We start from the raw sequence: 16,044 nt of genomic DNA, 5'->3' as shown, positions 1-16,044 counted from the left end.
CAAAAAAATCAATACCCAGTAATTTCTTTGAGCAGATTAAAAAATCCTTTTTTCCGCTCTGAATTTATTCCCCAATCCACCGGCACACTTTGATATCCTTGCTCAAACCCTTCGTCTTTCATTCTATAATCAAAAAATCCCCAAGAAGCGTAGGCTGCAGTGGCCGCTGTGAAATTATTCAGTTCCTGTTCAAAATTAAAGTGATCATCCTCATTGTAAACAATGGGTTGATTTGAATACCCAGGAACACTTCTAGTAGCCTCTACTTGAACTGAAATTTTATTAGGATCCTTTACTCCATTCCCATGTAGCAAAATAAAATCAGCAGCTCTCACCACATTTTCTTTTGGGACGGTTCCGCCTCCGTAACTAGTACTTACAAGCAGCCTTTGTCCATTTCTATTCTTTGATTTCACCAATTCGATCAATTCATGGACTCTTTCAGGTTGTAAAATCTCATGATCATATCGGACATTACATTCATTATTAACCTCGATCAGCACATTTGTATATCCCTTATCAAGGATCCAATCTATTGCATTTTCAACAGCATTGATTACAGCTTTTTCATCTGCCAATCTCTCATCTTGTCCAAAGTAAAAGAGACCAACAATGGGAGCCATTTCCAATTCATCAGCTCGATCTAAGATTTTTTCAAGCCTGGAGAAGTACTCATCCCTTAATTCACCTGTTTCTGTAAAGGCCGAATTGATCCAAGGCTGACTTTGTGAATATCCAAAAGGACTTCCACCTTGGAGGTTAACGGTAAAAGAAAGTAAGCCATAAGATTTCCATACCTTCATTTGCTCCACAAACTCATTTGTATTTCTATCTGGATCCCATTTTTTTGTATTTGGATACTCCCAGTTTTTAATGGTTTCTGGATTGAGATCATCAAAAACGCCCTGAACCATTCTAGAATTCATTAACAATCCTTCAATTTTATTTCCCTTCCAGTATCTCCCAGGATAAGTGGGTTCACCATTTATGAAAAAATGATTTTCTCGTATTTCAACTTTTGTTTTTCTCGATATCTGAGCGAAAGAATTGGACAGTCCTATAGACAACAGTAGGAAAAAAGAAATTATAGGTTTAAGTCTCATAGAATTAAGTTAATTCTTTAAATCAAGCCAACAAAAATTTAACTAAATAGATAACTATTTTCACCATCTTTAAGTAAATGACTATAATAAATTTCATTAAGTCCTACCTAAATATTATCTCTAAATTATCAGTTTAATTTTTTAATAAAAGAACCTTAATGTAGGATTTAGTAGTGATAGAAATCCTATTCCTAATTTTGAAAGATACAGCAAACACTTTTTAACTCCTTGCATTTATTTTTCAGCCCCGATTAAATTCGGGGCATTTTTTTTATCTTTTCTATCTAATATTTCTTTTGGCGATTTCTTAGCTTCCTGTACCTTAGATACGAAATCCCTTTGCTATGGAAACAGCTACAAAAAATAAATCTCCTTTGGTTTTCAATCGAAAAAATCTTTCGGACAAGAAACTTTTGGAGCTTTATGAATCCCTCCTAATGCCTAGGCGAATTGAAGAAAAAATGTTGATTCTTCTGCGTCAAGGGAAAATTTCTAAATGGTTTAGCGGTTGGGGACAGGAAGCCATTTCTATTGGAGTTGTCAATGCGATGAAATCTGAGGAGTTCATCCTTCCTATGCATCGGAATTTAGGGATTTTTACAGGAAGAAGAATGCCTTTGGAAAGGCTTTTCTCCCAATTTCAAGGAAAACTCAATGGCTTTACTAAAGGAAGGGACCGTTCCTTCCATTTTGGAAGTATTGAACATCATGTAGTGGGAATGATTTCCCATTTAGGCCCCCAACTAGCAATTGCAGATGGAATTGCATTGGCAAGTAAACTTTCCAAGAAAAAAGAAGTAACCCTCGTATTCTCTGGAGATGGAGCAAGCTCAGAGGGAGATTTTCATGAAGGATTAAACGTTGCGGCAGTTTGGAAACTTCCTGTGATTTTTGTTATTGAACATAACGGCTATGGGTTATCCACTCCGAGTGAGGAGCAGTTTGCTTTCAAACACTTTACTGATAAAGGGCCTGGTTACGGTATGGAGGCAATTCAATTGCAAGGAAACAATGTACTGGAGGTCTATCAAACCATTTTGGAATTAGCAGAAGATATCCGTAAAAACCCAAGACCTGTTTTAGTGGAAGCCATCACTTTTCGGATGCGAGGACATGAAGAGGCTTCAGGAACCAAGTACGTCCCCAAACAGCTGATGGAGGATTGGAGCAAATTAGATCCTGTTGAAAATTATGAACATTATCTGGAAGAAATCGGCGTATTGGATGAAAAGACGAAAGAAGGAATTAATAAAAAAGTCAAAAAAGCTATAAATGATGGACTGGAAGTTGCCTTCGCCGAGGAAGCTATTACTCCAACTTTAGAAACAGAGCTAGCGGATGTTTATGCTCCATTTTCACAAGAAGTGATGTCCCCATCTGAAAACGGAAGCAAATCAGAAAAGCGATTAGTTGATGCAATTTCAGATGCACTAAAACAATCCATGGAAAAGTTTCCAAATCTCATCCTTATGGGTCAGGATATTAGTGAGTATGGAGGTGTTTTTAAAATTACAGATGGGTTCAAAAAGCGATTTGGTGCAGAACGAGTAAGAAATACACCACTCTGTGAGAGTGCTATTATTGGAGCTGGCCTTGGCTTGTCTATCCAAGGCTTTAAAGCGATGGTAGAAATGCAGTTTGCTGATTTTGTTTCCGTAGGGTTTAATCAAATTGTCAATAACCTGGCAAAAATCCATTACCGATGGGGTCAACAGGCTGATGTGGTTATTCGAATGCCAACTGGAGCTGGAATGGGTGCAGGACCTTTTCACAGCCAATCTAATGAAGCATGGTTTTTTCACACACCAGGCCTTAAAATCGTATACCCATCTAACCCCTATGATGCCAAAGGTTTATTGAATGCTGCGATTGAGGACCCTAACCCCTATTTATATTTCGAACACAAAGGAATGTATCGTTCCATCAGCGCTGAGATTCCCGATGACTATTATACTGTAGAGATTGGAAAAGCAGCTTTGGCACGAGAAGGGAATCAACTTTCTGTGATTACCTATGGGATGGGAGTACATTGGGCAAAGAAAGTCGTGGAAGATCTGGGCATTTCTGCCGACATTCTAGATCTAAGAATGCTTTTGCCTTGGGATAAGGAAGCTGTAACAGCAACCGTCAAAAAAACTGGAAAGGTAATCTTTCTTCAGGAAGATTGCCTAACTGGAGGGATAGGCGCCGAAATTTGTGCCTGGATTTCAGAGAACTGCTTTGAGTACCTGGATGCACCTGTTATGCGAGAAGGAAGTTTGGATACTCCAGTTCCTTTTGCTGGAAATTTAGAGAAGCAATTTTTGCCTTTTGATCGATTTAAGAATAAATTGAAAGAACTTTATGATTTTTAGAAAATCAAACCCAAACACCCAATCTTTAATACCCTGCAGCATGAACTATTTGAAGAAATACCTGACTCTTTTTTCGGTAATAGTTTTTTTGGGTTTTGCTCAAAAGTCATTTACCCAGACCTTTGTGGGGGCACAAATTGATAACAGGGCCGGAATTCGAGGGCTCACCCTGAATCCGGCTAACGTAATTAATCCCAGGCTCAAGTCTGAACTTAATGTATTTACTATTAGCTCCTATATAGGCAATGACTATATAGGACTCAACCTCTCTGATATCTCTAAACTCAACTCATTCATTGAGATCTTATCTATTGACGATGTTTCAGGCCTTGGAGATATTAATGCTAAACCAGATAATAATTTCGTGGGCAATGCGGATATTCTAGGGCCTTCATTTCAAATCAACTTGAGTGATAAACACAGCATTGCCCTTAGCACAAGGTTTCGAACCTTCTTTACCCTGAATAACTTCGGAGGTGAATTGCTAGAAGCCATATATGATGAGGAGAAGGAAGTGCAGGAATTTCAACTTCTAATGAGAGATGTAAATGGTATTACACATGCATGGGGTGAGCTTGGGGGAACCTATGGGAGGGTTCTAATGGAAAATAAATTATTACTTCTAAAAGGTGCTGCCACCTTTAAATATCTTTTCGGAGCAGGTGGTATATCTGTTTCTAGTGGGACCTTGGGGGCCATCTATCGAGAAAACACGGACACTTTAACCACAGTGGGCCAATTAGATTATGGATTCACTGAAAGCGTTGAAAATGGTGAAATTGAATTCGGAACGTTCAATTCCGGTTTCGGGGTGGATTTAGGAATAATCATTGAGATTAAAGATAAACGAAACCGTGCTTACAATGATGGCTACCTATTTAGGGGAGGAATTTCTGTTTTAGACTTAGGAGGTATTAATTATAAAGGTTTCTCAGAAAAAGATTACAATATGAATGCGAGAATATCTTTTGATGAATTTGACGAGAAGAGTTTGGAGGAGGTGCTGGATGATAATTACCAGGGAACAAAAGATATTCGTGAGCAAACATTAGCAATGCCCACTTCCTTGCAGGTTTATGGAGATGTGGCATTGACCAATAAAATGTACATATCTGCTCATACCTCCATAAGTCTCAGAGATCACGAGGAAATACCTGTGAGTAAAATCACTAATAATATCACTCTTACTCCAAGATTTGAATCGGGATGGATCGCAGTGTATTCACCACTTAGCTACCGGCAATATGAAGAGGGACTCTCCTGGGGTGTTGGAGTTCGAATGGGCCCAGTAATTCTTGGTTCCGGCTCTATTTTAACCAATATTCTGTCAAAAAGGTCGAGAAGTACAGACCTTTATTTTGGGCTACAAATTCCGATTTACCGCAAGGGTCAAAAGGTGGAAAGCTGATTTTTCCGCAACTATCTATTTCGAAAAGGTCGTAAAAAGAGTACTCCCTTTATATGAAAAATCATTTTATTCACCCTTGGAGTTATTAAGTCAGTCATTTGATTAATTCTTTCACTATTACACCCCGGTTTGAAAAAAGATGGATTAGTGTTTACAGCCCTATCAGCATCAGGCAATATTATTCCAGTATTTCTTGGGGATTTGGACTTCGGGCAGGACCTCTCATGATCGGCTCTGGATCTATTTTTACAAATTTGATCTCTAATCAATCAGGAAATGCTGATGTTTTTGTAGGACTTAAAGTTCCTATTTATAAAAAATCGGTAGCCTCCATAACAGTGGGCAGTCGCAATATTTCCAGTCGCAGTATTTCTTCACTATGGGCGGACGTAATTTAATTTGGACCGAATTAAGGTATTAATTTTCAGGATGATGAGGAACAGAGAATTTATTCCGCTTATCTAAAGGTTATATCTGAGCTCTAAGCAATTCCAAGAACTTTCGATCCAGCTTTTCTCCATACCAACCTTCGTAATCCACATCTTTTCTACCAGAATTTATCACGCCAAATGCTCCTGAGAATTCCCAAATCCCAAAGCCAATTCCATTTTCCTTTAAAACAGTCAATACATCCCCAAACCAGCTGAGAAAAACATCATGAGGTGTTTCATTGTAACAGCCACATTCCCCGCAGTGTACTCCGATACCTCGATCTACCAAAGCTTTCCAAGGTGCATAATACCTTCTGATTTCCTCGATATCCAATACTTTCTCTGCTTGAGCCAAAGGCCAAGTGACAGGGGGAACACTTGAAGGATCTTTATAAACCCAACTTGCTTTGTAATGTGAAATCGGAAATGGATGATACCCTCTACAACTTTGGGCAAGTTTCAAATCTGCAAGTTCGGGTACAGCCATTCCTCCTCCCCCATTTCCATCAGCAATCACCAAACGGGATTTTTTCACTGACTTTATCGTATTCAAAGTAGCCTCAGCCACCCGATAATAATCTGCTACATCCACGGGTCCTCCCAGGCTATGTTGGTCATTGGGATCTTCACGCTGGAAAGGTTCGTTGACCAAGTCAAAACTCAATTTCTTTCTGGAAATCCCTTTATATCGTTTCGCCCACATTTCCCAATGTGCACAGAATGCATCTAGAGCTTCCTGGTCTTTCCAAAGATTATAGGGTTCAACAAAACCTGCGTTGATACAAAAACCTGGAGCTCGATGCAAATTCAAACTTACGTGCAAGCCCTGAGATAAACATCGCTCGACGAGTTCATCTACTTTCTCCAATCGACTTTCATCAAAATTTAGCACCTCATCGGGTCGTATAGGACGTGAACGATCTATGTCAAGATAGCTAGGATAAGACATAGGAATCCGTACAAAATCGAAACCCCAATCCGCAATCCACTGGATATATTCGGGTTTAGTCGGGCGTCCGGCATTTGGATCATGAGAGAAAAAATCGAGAAGGTTAAAGCCTTTCCATGCCGGCAATTTGTTTTTCGGCTTAGCCAAATTTGCAAAAGCGGGAATTGCAGTACTTCCAGCTAAAGTTATTCCGGTACCTAAAAAAGTCGATTTTTAAAGAAAATCTCTCCGGGAATCTGAGTTATTCATGGATTAGATTTAGATTTCAATAAGTTAAGATACTAAAGACATTCAGATCATATGAGCCAATACCACCTTTATATTTTATTCTTTTATAAAAATTCCCAAACAAACTCACCCATCTATTTCGTATGAGTATTTAATTGAATTCTTATGCGAAAGTACATCCTACTCTTTCTTTTTGTAATAAGTACCACAAGTCTAAAAGCTCAATTTTTTTTAGCCGGAGGTCACTTAAATGGTGGATTTCCAGTATCCAAATTGAAACAAGAAGTAGATAAAGTATTTTTCCCAACCATTTCTGGGATTCTTTTATATGAATTTTATAATCAGCCTTTTCAAGTAGGATTGGAATTTAACTATGGCATCTATGGGACGAAGGTTGAGGAGAGAAATGATCTTTACCCTGGTTTTTCGGATGAGTTTAGAATCAGACGAAACAACAATTATATGTCAGGAATGGCTGTTTTCCGATACCTCCCTTCAATGAGTAGCAAGCTTACCCCTTTCATTGAGATGCAAGTTGGAGCAAATTATCTCTATTCAAGATTTAAAATCCGGGCTTCGATTTTTGAGGATGTATTGGAAGAAGGCAAGGATATGGAAGATTGGTCCTTTGGCTATAAAATCGGAGGAGGTCTCCAAATTCCTATTCCTAGCTTGGACGGCGGGAAGCTGGAATTGAGGATAAATTACCAAGATGGAAATTCAATAAGGTTCTTAACAAGACGCGATACCCAATATTTACCTAACAAAGGAAATGGAGAATTTGAGTACAGTCCTAGGCAAAGTCCGCTTCAGTTGATTACTGCTTCAGTGGGGATTGTGGTCTATGATGCGTTTAGGTGATTTTAATTCTCCTCCACTAATCTGATCTTATAAAACAGATTATAATCCCGCTCCACTTCTCCATCAGCAGCTTTGACTATGAGTGTACCATTAGGAAGTCCGAAATATATATCCCCAATCCTAGGAAGCTCATTTACGATACCGATCTGAATCCCATCTTTTACCACTATAAATTTCCGCTTTCTATATGTCTTCGTAGCCTCTCCAAAAGCTGGATCTTGCCAATAGTTTTCTCCCTGAGCCTTAAATCCATTGAAAATATCCTCTGGCATAGCAGTAATAAATTGGACTAGCAGGTACTCACCAAAGATTTTTACATCATAAAATCCAGGATATACCATAGGGTTAGTATCTTCCTTTGCCTCAAATCCCTCTCGCTCAGGATGCGTCAGTTCAACTGATTTTTCATAGACTAGATCATTCCCTTTTAGGGTATAGATCCCTAGGTGATCCCCGCTAATCGGCAAGGAAGCTACCATTTTTGATGAAGGGTCAAATGCTAAATAAGGATAACTCACTCCCATCCAAGTTTGATTTTTCTTTGCTGCCCAATCGTTGGGGTAGGTATTCACAAATTGTACAGAATCCTGCCCTAAGTCATAGATAAAACCCATGTTGGCCTTATTGTAAAAATCCGCCCCAATCTCATCATAGTCTATAGTCGCTTTGGAAAAAGAGTTGAATTCCTCACCGAATAAGAAATAATCTCCTCCATTCTCATATACCGAAAAAGTCTGCCGATTGTTGAAGATAAACATCGCCATCATTTCTTGCATAGTACCCTTAAACTTCCTGGTTTTTTGAAAATCCAAGTCGTATAAATTATAATCCATTGTAGCGGAAAATTCTTTAAAAATATAACCCGAATCACCAAAAAAACGGCCTTCGGAAACCATCTGAATTTGGTTAGGCCCTTCACCGCCAATATCTTGATTTTCAATTATTTCACCTTCTCCATTCACTATGAAAATGTTCCCTTTTCGAAGTTCCTTCATCAAATACAGACCTTTAGAAGGCAAGTAATCTAATACTGCTAAGGGCTCTAGAACATCTACTTTAATGGAATCAACCACTTCAAATTTTATCTCGGCTTGGGGATTAGAAATACTTTCTTCCTTTTTCTCCTCAGAGCAAGAAAAAAATGCAGTCGTTAAGAGTACGGTAAAGATTACAATGGATAAATCTTTCATCTCGAAAAGTAGAGTTATAATGGTTAGTCGGGAAAGGTACGGTTTATAGGACAAGAGGTCTTGAAAAATTATCCTTCTTTCTTTTCTATTTAAGTTGAAAGAGGATTTCATCGATATGATTTAATCATTCGCCTTAGCTTAGAGCAAAATTTATCTTGCTGATCTAAAACTCTCAAAATTCATTTTTGCGCCTTTTCCAAAAAAACAAATTGCGCTTGGGCTTCTCAATAACTTTCGATTGTGAGTTGTCAGGAGTTAAATCCCCTCCTGTTTCCAAAGCCAAAAGTTTCTCACTTTTTTTCCACAACAACACTGGCAGCACCCAAAAAACCCCAAGCATACTGAAGACCAAGCCTCCAATCGTCCCTATTGCAAGAGAAAACCAGAAGATCTCATTTTGTCCTTCCATAATAAATGGAATTAAACCAAAGCAAGTAGAAAGAACTGTTAACAAAATTGGGATAGCTTTTCCGGCAACTGATTTCAAAACATTTCGATTGTACAGTCCATTACTTCGGTTATTCAGATCATTAACGATGAATATCCCGGCATTCACCGCTAAACCTCCCAACATCACAAAAGCTGCATATCCCCCTTGGTCAAAATAAAAATCGAAAAGAGAGAAGATTAAGAATAAGCCAATAAAACTGATTGGGATGATCACAATGATATAAATAGGCTGCTTCAGGTTCTCAAAAAGTACTGAACAGATCATAAAAATCCCAATGATCAATATACCCAATAAGCTATATTTTCTTTGTTCTCGCTCATAACTCCAAAACCTATTGCTCTTCTCAACTTCGTAGCCAATAGGCATTATCTGCTCCATTTCTTCCAAGACTTCGTCTAAATATTCATTCCCGAATTTATATGAACCCATATATTCAAAAGACACAATTCGTATATATTGCCGATCTTCCTTATTCAAAGCACTTGTCGTTGACTCTTTGACCAAAGTTCCAAAATCAGATACTTTAAGAATCCTATCTTCCCCACTGATTAAGCCATTATTCTCTAAATCAAATCGACTAAAGGAAGGAGATTCTTTTTCCCTTACCATTAGCAAGTAATTTTTATCCTCTAATGTGATCTGACCATTGGCTCCTTGAGGTTTGGATAATTCTTGCAAGGCATTGATGATTTCATATTGATTGGTACCTCCAAGTGCAATTTGATTTTGATCCAGTCGCAGCACAAACTCTTCTGTTTTCTGCTCTCCATATCTGCGTTCGTTGGTATTGACTTCCTGGATCCGCTTATGAGCCAATAATTTTTCAGCCATCACATTCGCCTGTCTTTCAAGTTCATCAAAATTATATCCCTTCATCTGAACAGTGAATGAAGGGATTTGCTCGCCTCCAGGACCTGTATAGAAGCCTTGCCCTACTCCATAAATTTGCCATTGTGCTCCACTCCAATCCGTAGACTTTACTGAAAGTCTGCCCTTCAACTGATAGGGAAGTGCGCTGTTTTCATAGGCTTCTTTAAAAGTAATTGAAATGCTGGCACGCTGTCCTGATTGTACACTAGTCACAAACTTATCAATTCCCTCAATTCCCTTCAGATAGACCTCAAATTCACGCATAATTAAATCCATTTGCTCTAGCGTATTTCCAAAAGGCAATCTGGCGGAAACAAATAATCTTGTTTTCTCTGGTTCTCTGTAACTTGACTTCTCGTAAGTCCCTCTCACAAACATCCTCAAGGCACCACCCAAAGCCTTGTCTACGTACGGACGGATTTCCTCCTGATAAAAGGCATTTCCTACTGTCTTATTATACCATTCATGATCATCCCATTTTGCAGGAAGAAAAAAGATGGGGGTACCAAAAAGCAAAATCAAAGCAACAATAAAAGTCTTACGATACTTGGCAGTCCAAGCAATTCCAGCTTGATAATTCCTTAAGTACTTCACTCTCTTACGTAGCTTTGAAATCGTCAACCCTCTACCTTGATTAACCCTCTCTTTAAATAAAAGCTGATAAAAAGCTGGAGTAAAAAACAGGGCAACTAATAATGAAATCCCCAACATCACTGAAACTGCAATCGAGAATTCTGTCAAATTATTCCTATCCTCCTCTGGCAGGAAGAATACAATCATTAGCGCTAAAATGGTCGTGAGAGAAGCCGCAAGTAAGGCCAAAAACACCTTTCGATTTCTATGCTTATGCAAGTGATCAATCATGATGATTGCATTGTCTACAATCAATCCGAAACTTATTGTCAACCCAGCAATGGTATATAAATGAATATCCACTTTCAAAAAATATAGGATCATCGCCGTCAGACTGATGTTTGCTACAATCCCTACAAACAGAATGGATAAATACTTTAAATCCCTGTTGATCAAAAAAATAAATACAACCAAGATCAAGATCGAAAGACCTGATCTTTTATATATTTTATCTAATTCTTTTTCAAGGTATTCAGTATCATCATCTTCTAATCGAACTTCAAATCCAGGTGGTAATAAAGCCTGTGCATCTGAAATAGATTTCTTTAGGTTTTGGGCTAATAATACTTTGTTGACACCTTCCCGATTTGTAACAGATATGGTTACCGAATTATTCCCGTTGATTCTATAATATCTAAGTGGCTCCGATTCTTCCAAAGTCAATCTGGCCACATCTCTCAGATAAACGTCTTTTCCATCTATTTGATGTACTCTCAAGTTTTCCAATTGATCCAAATCCTTGAGCGAGCGATCTACCTGAACAAACAAGGTCTCTCCCTTAGAATTCATTACAGATCCTGGATAGGATCTTCCAAAAGCTTGATTAATGGAACTTCTAAGTCGATTTCCTGTAATTCCAAAAGCCTGCATTTTTTGGATATCAAAAGTAATGTAGACTTGCAGGTCATTTGCTCCTCTGACTTCAACTTCCTCTACATCTTCAAACCTTGTCAGTGCTGGCTTCAGTACATCTTCCGTTATTTTTTTAATCTCAAAAGAGGCAAAAGGGCCATTGACGCTGTAGGTCAAAATAGGCGTTTTTTCATCATTTCTGATTTCTCCACTTTGGTAAACCAATGGGTATCCAACCAATGGATCCATCTGGGGATAAACCTGACGAATAATTGAAGAAACCTCAAATTTCTTCATCTCCATATCAGCCTTTTTATCAAAATCCAGTCGGATATTTCCTCCATTATAATTAGAAACCGAGGTGATCTTTTTGAGCTCAGATAACCTTGAAAGTGCTCCTTCCAAAGGGGAAGTTGCCAGTTTCTCTACAATCTCAGGCGGAGCATTTCTAACATTGAATCTCACTGTTAAAACTGGGGCTCGCTCTCTTGGTACTAAGTCCACAGAAAGTAAAGGCACTACAGCAAAGCCTAAGATAGACAGCAATACAAAGACTATGATGATCCTAAATGGGGTCATATGATCGCTGTTTTTTTCTTTTTAGGTACAAAAAACCAATAGGCAAGAGGTACAAAATATACAGCCGTAACCGTTCCAATTGTCAAACCACCTATGACAGCATACACCAATGGACGCTGTAAATCTGCTCCTAATCCACTACTGAAAACAATGGGAATCAATGCAAGAATAGTAGTAATCGAGGTCATTAAAATCGGCTTGAGCCTAATTTGTCCAGCCTCATGAAGTGCTTTTTCCAAAGCAAATTCTGAGGAGATTGAATCTTCTGAATCGTATTTCACTCGAAGACGATTGATCGTATCAATTTTCAAAATGGCATCATTTACCATGATTCCAAGCATAACTACAAGTCCTATTGCAGACATTACATTGAGCGAAGCTCCAAAAATAAATAGGGCTATAAATGCGCCTCCAATCCCAAGGGGCAAGGTAAACACCACTATAAGTGGCTGGATAAAACTTTCGAATTGAGCAGCCAAAATAAAATAAAGCAACAGCACAGAGATGAACAAGATTCCAATCAATTGTTGTAGGTTTTCCTTGTCTTTGAAATATTGACCTGTCGCTTCAATACTTAGATTTTTATCTATTCCCCAATTAAAAATAGCACCCTGAAACTCATCTGGATTCTCCTCTGTCAAGTAAACCGATTGGTAAATTCCTCCCTTATCTGCTGTGACATATTTATAATGATCCTCATATCCATAGTCAATAAATTCCCCAAGGTTGTAGGATGCGCTATCGGAAGCAGCAACTCTGGTGCTTCTAAGCAAATCCTCAAATCTGGCATTTGACTCTTTTAATTTGATTGGAGTGATTTCTCCGAATCTCTTAATGTCAGTAATGGTATAGCTACCGAAAAGCTTGGCGATTTTATCCTGAACTTCGGAAACCGGAATTTGATATACAGCAAGCTTATCTGCTCTCAACGTAAAAACAACAGAAGACTCTTTTTGTAAACCCGGGCCTCGATCCCAGTTTTGAGAGGGGAATTGAATCAACCAAGGATCCATTTTTTCTTCATCTACAGGCTCTTTCGCAGTGAGATCTTTCCATCTTACTTCGTAATAAGGAAGGCTGGAATTAAAAAGTTGATCGAAAGCATTAGGCGCATCGCCTAGAGTAAAAGAGGCTTCGGGAAAATTTTCTTTAATGTAATCTCTCAGAATTTCTGTTTGGCTGCTCTTCGCTTCCTGAGAGGCAAATAAAAAATAAATTAAGGCTTGTTGGATGGAATTGTCTCCGTCAAACAAAAGGAATTGTCTTACCCCAATATCCGATTCTGCTTGTAGGTAATTTCCGCCCAGTACTCTCATCAAAGATGTAATCCTATCTCTATTTTCAGATGCACTGATCGGTTCATTCCAGTCGATTTCAAGGGTAGCATCCAGTTTTTCTATTTCCGGAAGTCCTTCTGTTTTCAGCAACATACTGATACCTAAACCAAGAGGTATCAAAATGGCAAAGGTAATAAATGCAAGCTTACGGCTGGAACTGATTCGGCTATACCCAGCTTCATATAATGCTAAAACTTTCTTGAAAAAAGGCCCTTCTTCCTTGTCAAGATCCTTTTTGCTTTTTTGGAAAAGCAAAAGATATAACATGGGAAGTAAAATAAATGCTACACCGAGAGATACAGAAAGGATGGTTGTCACTGCTACTGCCTGATCAAAAAACAAAGCTCCAGAAATTCCGCTTAAAAAAACCAATGGAATAAATACAGCTAAAGTGGTTAAAACCGAACTGATCAATGCACCCATCACTTCATTGACTCCTTCTACGCAAGCTTCAAATGTCTCTAATCCAGCTTCCCTTTTTCTTGTTATGTTATCTAAAACAATAATTGCATTATCGATCAGCATCCCGATCCCTAACGCTAGTCCTGAAAGGGAAATAATATTGATGGAGAGGTCAAAGAAGTAGAAGACTAAGAAACTAATCATCAAAGAGGAAGGTAAACTAACTCCAATAATTAAGGGCAATCTGTAATCTTTCATAAAGAGAAAAAGTACAGCAAAGGCAAACATTCCACCAAAAAGTAAACTTGTTTCCAAGTTGGAAATAGCAGCATTCAATAAGTTGGATTGGTCCTGTGTCAGTGCAAAATCTACCTGGGGATAATCAGTTTTAAATAATTCCAAAGCAGACTTTAACTCTGGCATTAATTCATTCATCTTTGCAGATGCCTGTTTGTGGACGGTAATCACCAAACCTTCCCTTTCTCCAAAAAGATGATAGCCCAACATCTCTTTCGTTTCATAATTGACTTTTGCCAATTTGCCCATAGGAATGATAGCTCCAGAAGATGCCCTAACAGGCAATTGCTCAATATCTGAAGGTGAATTGACTCGGGTTGCTAATCTCAGATAATATCGGAACTGACCATCTTTGACCGAAATTCCACTCAAATCTGAATTTCCTGAACTAATGGCATCAGTCACATTTTGCTGGCTAAGGCCTAATGCAGCTAGAACATCCATGTCTGGAGAGACTGTGATGATTCGTTCCTTTTTACCATTAATATCAACCAAGGAAACCCCAGGTAATTGCTCAATTCTTTTTTTGAGAACGTTTTCTGCCAATAAGCTCACTTCGACTTCATCGATCCCTTCTTTTGGAATCACCTGAACACGGGCTACAGGAATGTCTGACGTATTAATTCGAATTACTTCTGGACGATCCAAATCCTCGGGAAGTCCATTGGTTAAACGGTCTATTTTTTCATTGACATCAATGTATGCCAATTCCATTCTAGTGCTGTAATCGAAGGTCAATCGAATGGTACCTACTTCTGATCCAGCTTTGGAGTCCATCTCCTCCAAACCATTCAAGGTCACCATTCCCTCTCGGATAGGTCTTAATACATTTTGTTCAATAGCCTCTGGGGAAGCATTTGGGTAATTCACTTTTACCACAATCTGAGGCACATCGATGGGTGGTAATAAGGAAATGGGAAGCAGCCTTAGCGCTATGACCGAAAAAACGATCAATGCCATAAAAGTCATAAATACAGCTATCGGTCTGGCTAATAAAAATCTAACCATGACTTAGTCTTTAATAATTTGGACTGGTGCCTGATGTGCTAACTGTAAATTGTTTGAGGTAATCACGGTGCTATTTGGCTCAATCCCTTCCAGAATTTCTACCTCTTCCCCATTATCCTTCCCTACTTCCACATAGTTCCATTTTGACTCCTCATTTTCTATTGTAAAGACTACCGCACGGCCTGATCTATAAACCAAAGCATCTTTCGGTACAACCAAGCTATTATTTTGGGGAGCTCTGATAATTGCTCGGGCATTCATCCCTGGCAATAAATTTTTCTGTGAATTGATGGAAACGGATACCTGAACCAGACCATTTTCATCCACCTTAGGGTTGATTCCTATGACACGACCTTCAATGGCATTTTGAGAATTTGAAATAGAAAATACTTCTGCTATTTGGTTCGGGCTGATCAATGAAATATCCGATTCCAAAACCTTCACCTTCAATATCAATTGGCTACTCCCTAATATCTCACATAGCTCTTGACTCGCTCCAACTAAACTTCCTTCTTTGAATTTCAGATCTGCTATTTTACCAGGGATGGGAGCTTTCAATTCACATCGGTCTCTATTGAGTTGGGCTTCTTTCAACTCAACTTCAGCCAAAAAAACACCACTTTTTGCTTTTAATTGCTCCTCAATAGTCTTTTTCCTTTCCTCATCTCCTGATTCAAAAATAGTCTCATAGCCCATTTTCATAGATTCGTATTCAGCATTGGCATTCCGAAGGGAGATTTGAGCTTTATCAAGTCGAAGTTGAGCTTCTGTAGGATCTAACCTTGCAATTACTTCTCCCTTGTTAACGGATTGCCCTTCTCTGACATTTAGTTCGATCAGAAAACCCGCCTGTTCAATGACAGCAGTAACTTGACTTGCAGCTTCCAATTTACCAATCGCGTTAATGAGATAATCAAAGCTTTTTACTTCAGCCAAAGCCACATTGACCTCGGTAGCAGCAACTTCATTTCTGAATGATTCGGTAGGGGCTTCTTCGACCTTCTCTTCGTCGCTTTTACAGGAAAAAAATGTGACAGCTAAAAGTGCTAAGAATATAAATCTGAATTTTACCATGGAGCTAGACAATTTCG

At 38.7% G+C, this 16,044-nt stretch carries 10 protein-coding genes; 4 read left to right on the top strand and 6 right to left on the bottom strand.

Annotated elements, in window-relative coordinates:
• Positions 1-8: 8 nt before the first annotated feature.
• The gene (locus tag AAGF08_RS19055) at positions 9-926 is read right to left on the bottom strand and encodes a hypothetical protein (RefSeq protein WP_343512993.1); all 918 of its coding nucleotides are present in this window, start codon (positions 924-926) and stop codon (positions 9-11) included.
• A 521-nt stretch (positions 927-1,447) separates the two neighbouring features.
• On the opposite strand from AAGF08_RS19055, the gene AAGF08_RS19050 reads away from it, so the two are divergent.
• The 3 genes from AAGF08_RS19050 to AAGF08_RS19040 all read left to right on the top strand — a co-directional run bounded on the left by AAGF08_RS19050 (position 1,448) and on the right by AAGF08_RS19040 (position 5,263).
• Positions 1,448-3,457: a dehydrogenase E1 component subunit alpha/beta gene (locus tag AAGF08_RS19050; protein WP_343512992.1), complete on the top strand. Its 2,010-nt coding sequence runs from the start codon at positions 1,448-1,450 to the stop codon at positions 3,455-3,457.
• Between the two features lie 40 nt (positions 3,458-3,497).
• Entirely contained in the window at positions 3,498-4,865 is a 1,368-nt protein-coding gene (locus AAGF08_RS19045; RefSeq protein ID WP_343512991.1) for a DUF5723 family protein, read from the top strand.
• A gap of 98 nt (positions 4,866-4,963) precedes the next feature.
• The gene (locus AAGF08_RS19040) at positions 4,964-5,263 is read left to right on the top strand and encodes a hypothetical protein (protein WP_343512990.1); all 300 of its coding nucleotides are present in this window, start codon (positions 4,964-4,966) and stop codon (positions 5,261-5,263) included.
• 70 nt (positions 5,264-5,333) lie between these two features.
• Here AAGF08_RS19040 and AAGF08_RS19035 read toward each other — a convergent pair whose 3' ends face one another.
• Complete coding sequence (locus AAGF08_RS19035) at positions 5,334-6,392, bottom strand: cellulase family glycosylhydrolase (RefSeq protein WP_343512988.1); 1,059 nt, start codon at positions 6,390-6,392, stop codon at positions 5,334-5,336.
• A 246-nt stretch (positions 6,393-6,638) separates the two neighbouring features.
• Between AAGF08_RS19035 and AAGF08_RS19030 the strand changes: the two genes are divergently transcribed.
• A complete protein-coding gene (locus AAGF08_RS19030; protein WP_343512987.1) occupies positions 6,639-7,334 on the top strand; it encodes an outer membrane beta-barrel protein in 696 nt (231 codons plus the stop codon).
• A 2-nt stretch (positions 7,335-7,336) separates the two neighbouring features.
• On the opposite strand, the gene AAGF08_RS19025 is transcribed toward AAGF08_RS19030, so the two are convergent.
• The 4 genes from AAGF08_RS19025 to AAGF08_RS19010 all read right to left on the bottom strand — a co-directional run bounded on the left by AAGF08_RS19025 (position 7,337) and on the right by AAGF08_RS19010 (position 16,027).
• Positions 7,337-8,524, bottom strand: a complete 1,188-nt coding sequence (locus AAGF08_RS19025) for a hypothetical protein (protein ID WP_343512986.1) — start codon at positions 8,522-8,524, stop codon at positions 7,337-7,339.
• Between the two features lie 172 nt (positions 8,525-8,696).
• Complete coding sequence (locus AAGF08_RS19020) at positions 8,697-11,909, bottom strand: efflux RND transporter permease subunit (RefSeq protein WP_343512985.1); 3,213 nt, start codon at positions 11,907-11,909, stop codon at positions 8,697-8,699.
• Positions 11,906-14,953 carry an efflux RND transporter permease subunit gene (locus tag AAGF08_RS19015; RefSeq protein ID WP_343512984.1) on the bottom strand — a complete coding sequence of 1,016 codons (3,048 nt, stop codon included), beginning with the start codon at positions 14,951-14,953 and terminating at the stop codon, positions 11,906-11,908. The genes AAGF08_RS19020 and AAGF08_RS19015 overlap by 4 nt, the downstream gene beginning before the upstream one ends.
• 3 nt (positions 14,954-14,956) lie before the next feature.
• The gene (locus AAGF08_RS19010; protein WP_343512983.1) at positions 14,957-16,027 is read right to left on the bottom strand and encodes an efflux RND transporter periplasmic adaptor subunit; all 1,071 of its coding nucleotides are present in this window, start codon (positions 16,025-16,027) and stop codon (positions 14,957-14,959) included.
• Between the last annotated feature and the right edge of the window lie 17 nt (positions 16,028-16,044).

This window comes from Algoriphagus sp. SE2, from assembly GCF_039563885.1.
Lineage (GTDB): Bacteria > Bacteroidota > Bacteroidia > Cytophagales > Cyclobacteriaceae > Algoriphagus.
This window is presented reverse-complemented; position numbering and strand designations above follow the sequence as displayed.

Excerpts from the sequence above, each read along its gene's own strand:
- AAGF08_RS19050 (WP_343512992.1), top strand. The coding sequence starts at position 1,448 with ATGGAAACAGCTACAAAAAATAAATCTCCTTTGGTTTTCAATCGAAAA.
- AAGF08_RS19010 (WP_343512983.1), bottom strand. The coding sequence starts at position 16,027 with ATGGTAAAATTCAGATTTATATTCTTAGCACTTTTAGCTGTCACATTT.
- AAGF08_RS19045 (WP_343512991.1), top strand. The coding sequence starts at position 3,498 with ATGAACTATTTGAAGAAATACCTGACTCTTTTTTCGGTAATAGTTTTT.
- AAGF08_RS19055 (WP_343512993.1), bottom strand. The coding sequence starts at position 926 with ATGAATTCTAGAATGGTTCAGGGCGTTTTTGATGATCTCAATCCAGAA.
- AAGF08_RS19020 (WP_343512985.1), bottom strand. The coding sequence starts at position 11,909 with ATGACCCCATTTAGGATCATCATAGTCTTTGTATTGCTGTCTATCTTA.
- AAGF08_RS19025 (WP_343512986.1), bottom strand. The coding sequence starts at position 8,524 with ATGAAAGATTTATCCATTGTAATCTTTACCGTACTCTTAACGACTGCA.
- AAGF08_RS19030 (WP_343512987.1), top strand. The coding sequence starts at position 6,639 with ATGCGAAAGTACATCCTACTCTTTCTTTTTGTAATAAGTACCACAAGT.
- AAGF08_RS19015 (WP_343512984.1), bottom strand. The coding sequence starts at position 14,953 with ATGGTTAGATTTTTATTAGCCAGACCGATAGCTGTATTTATGACTTTT.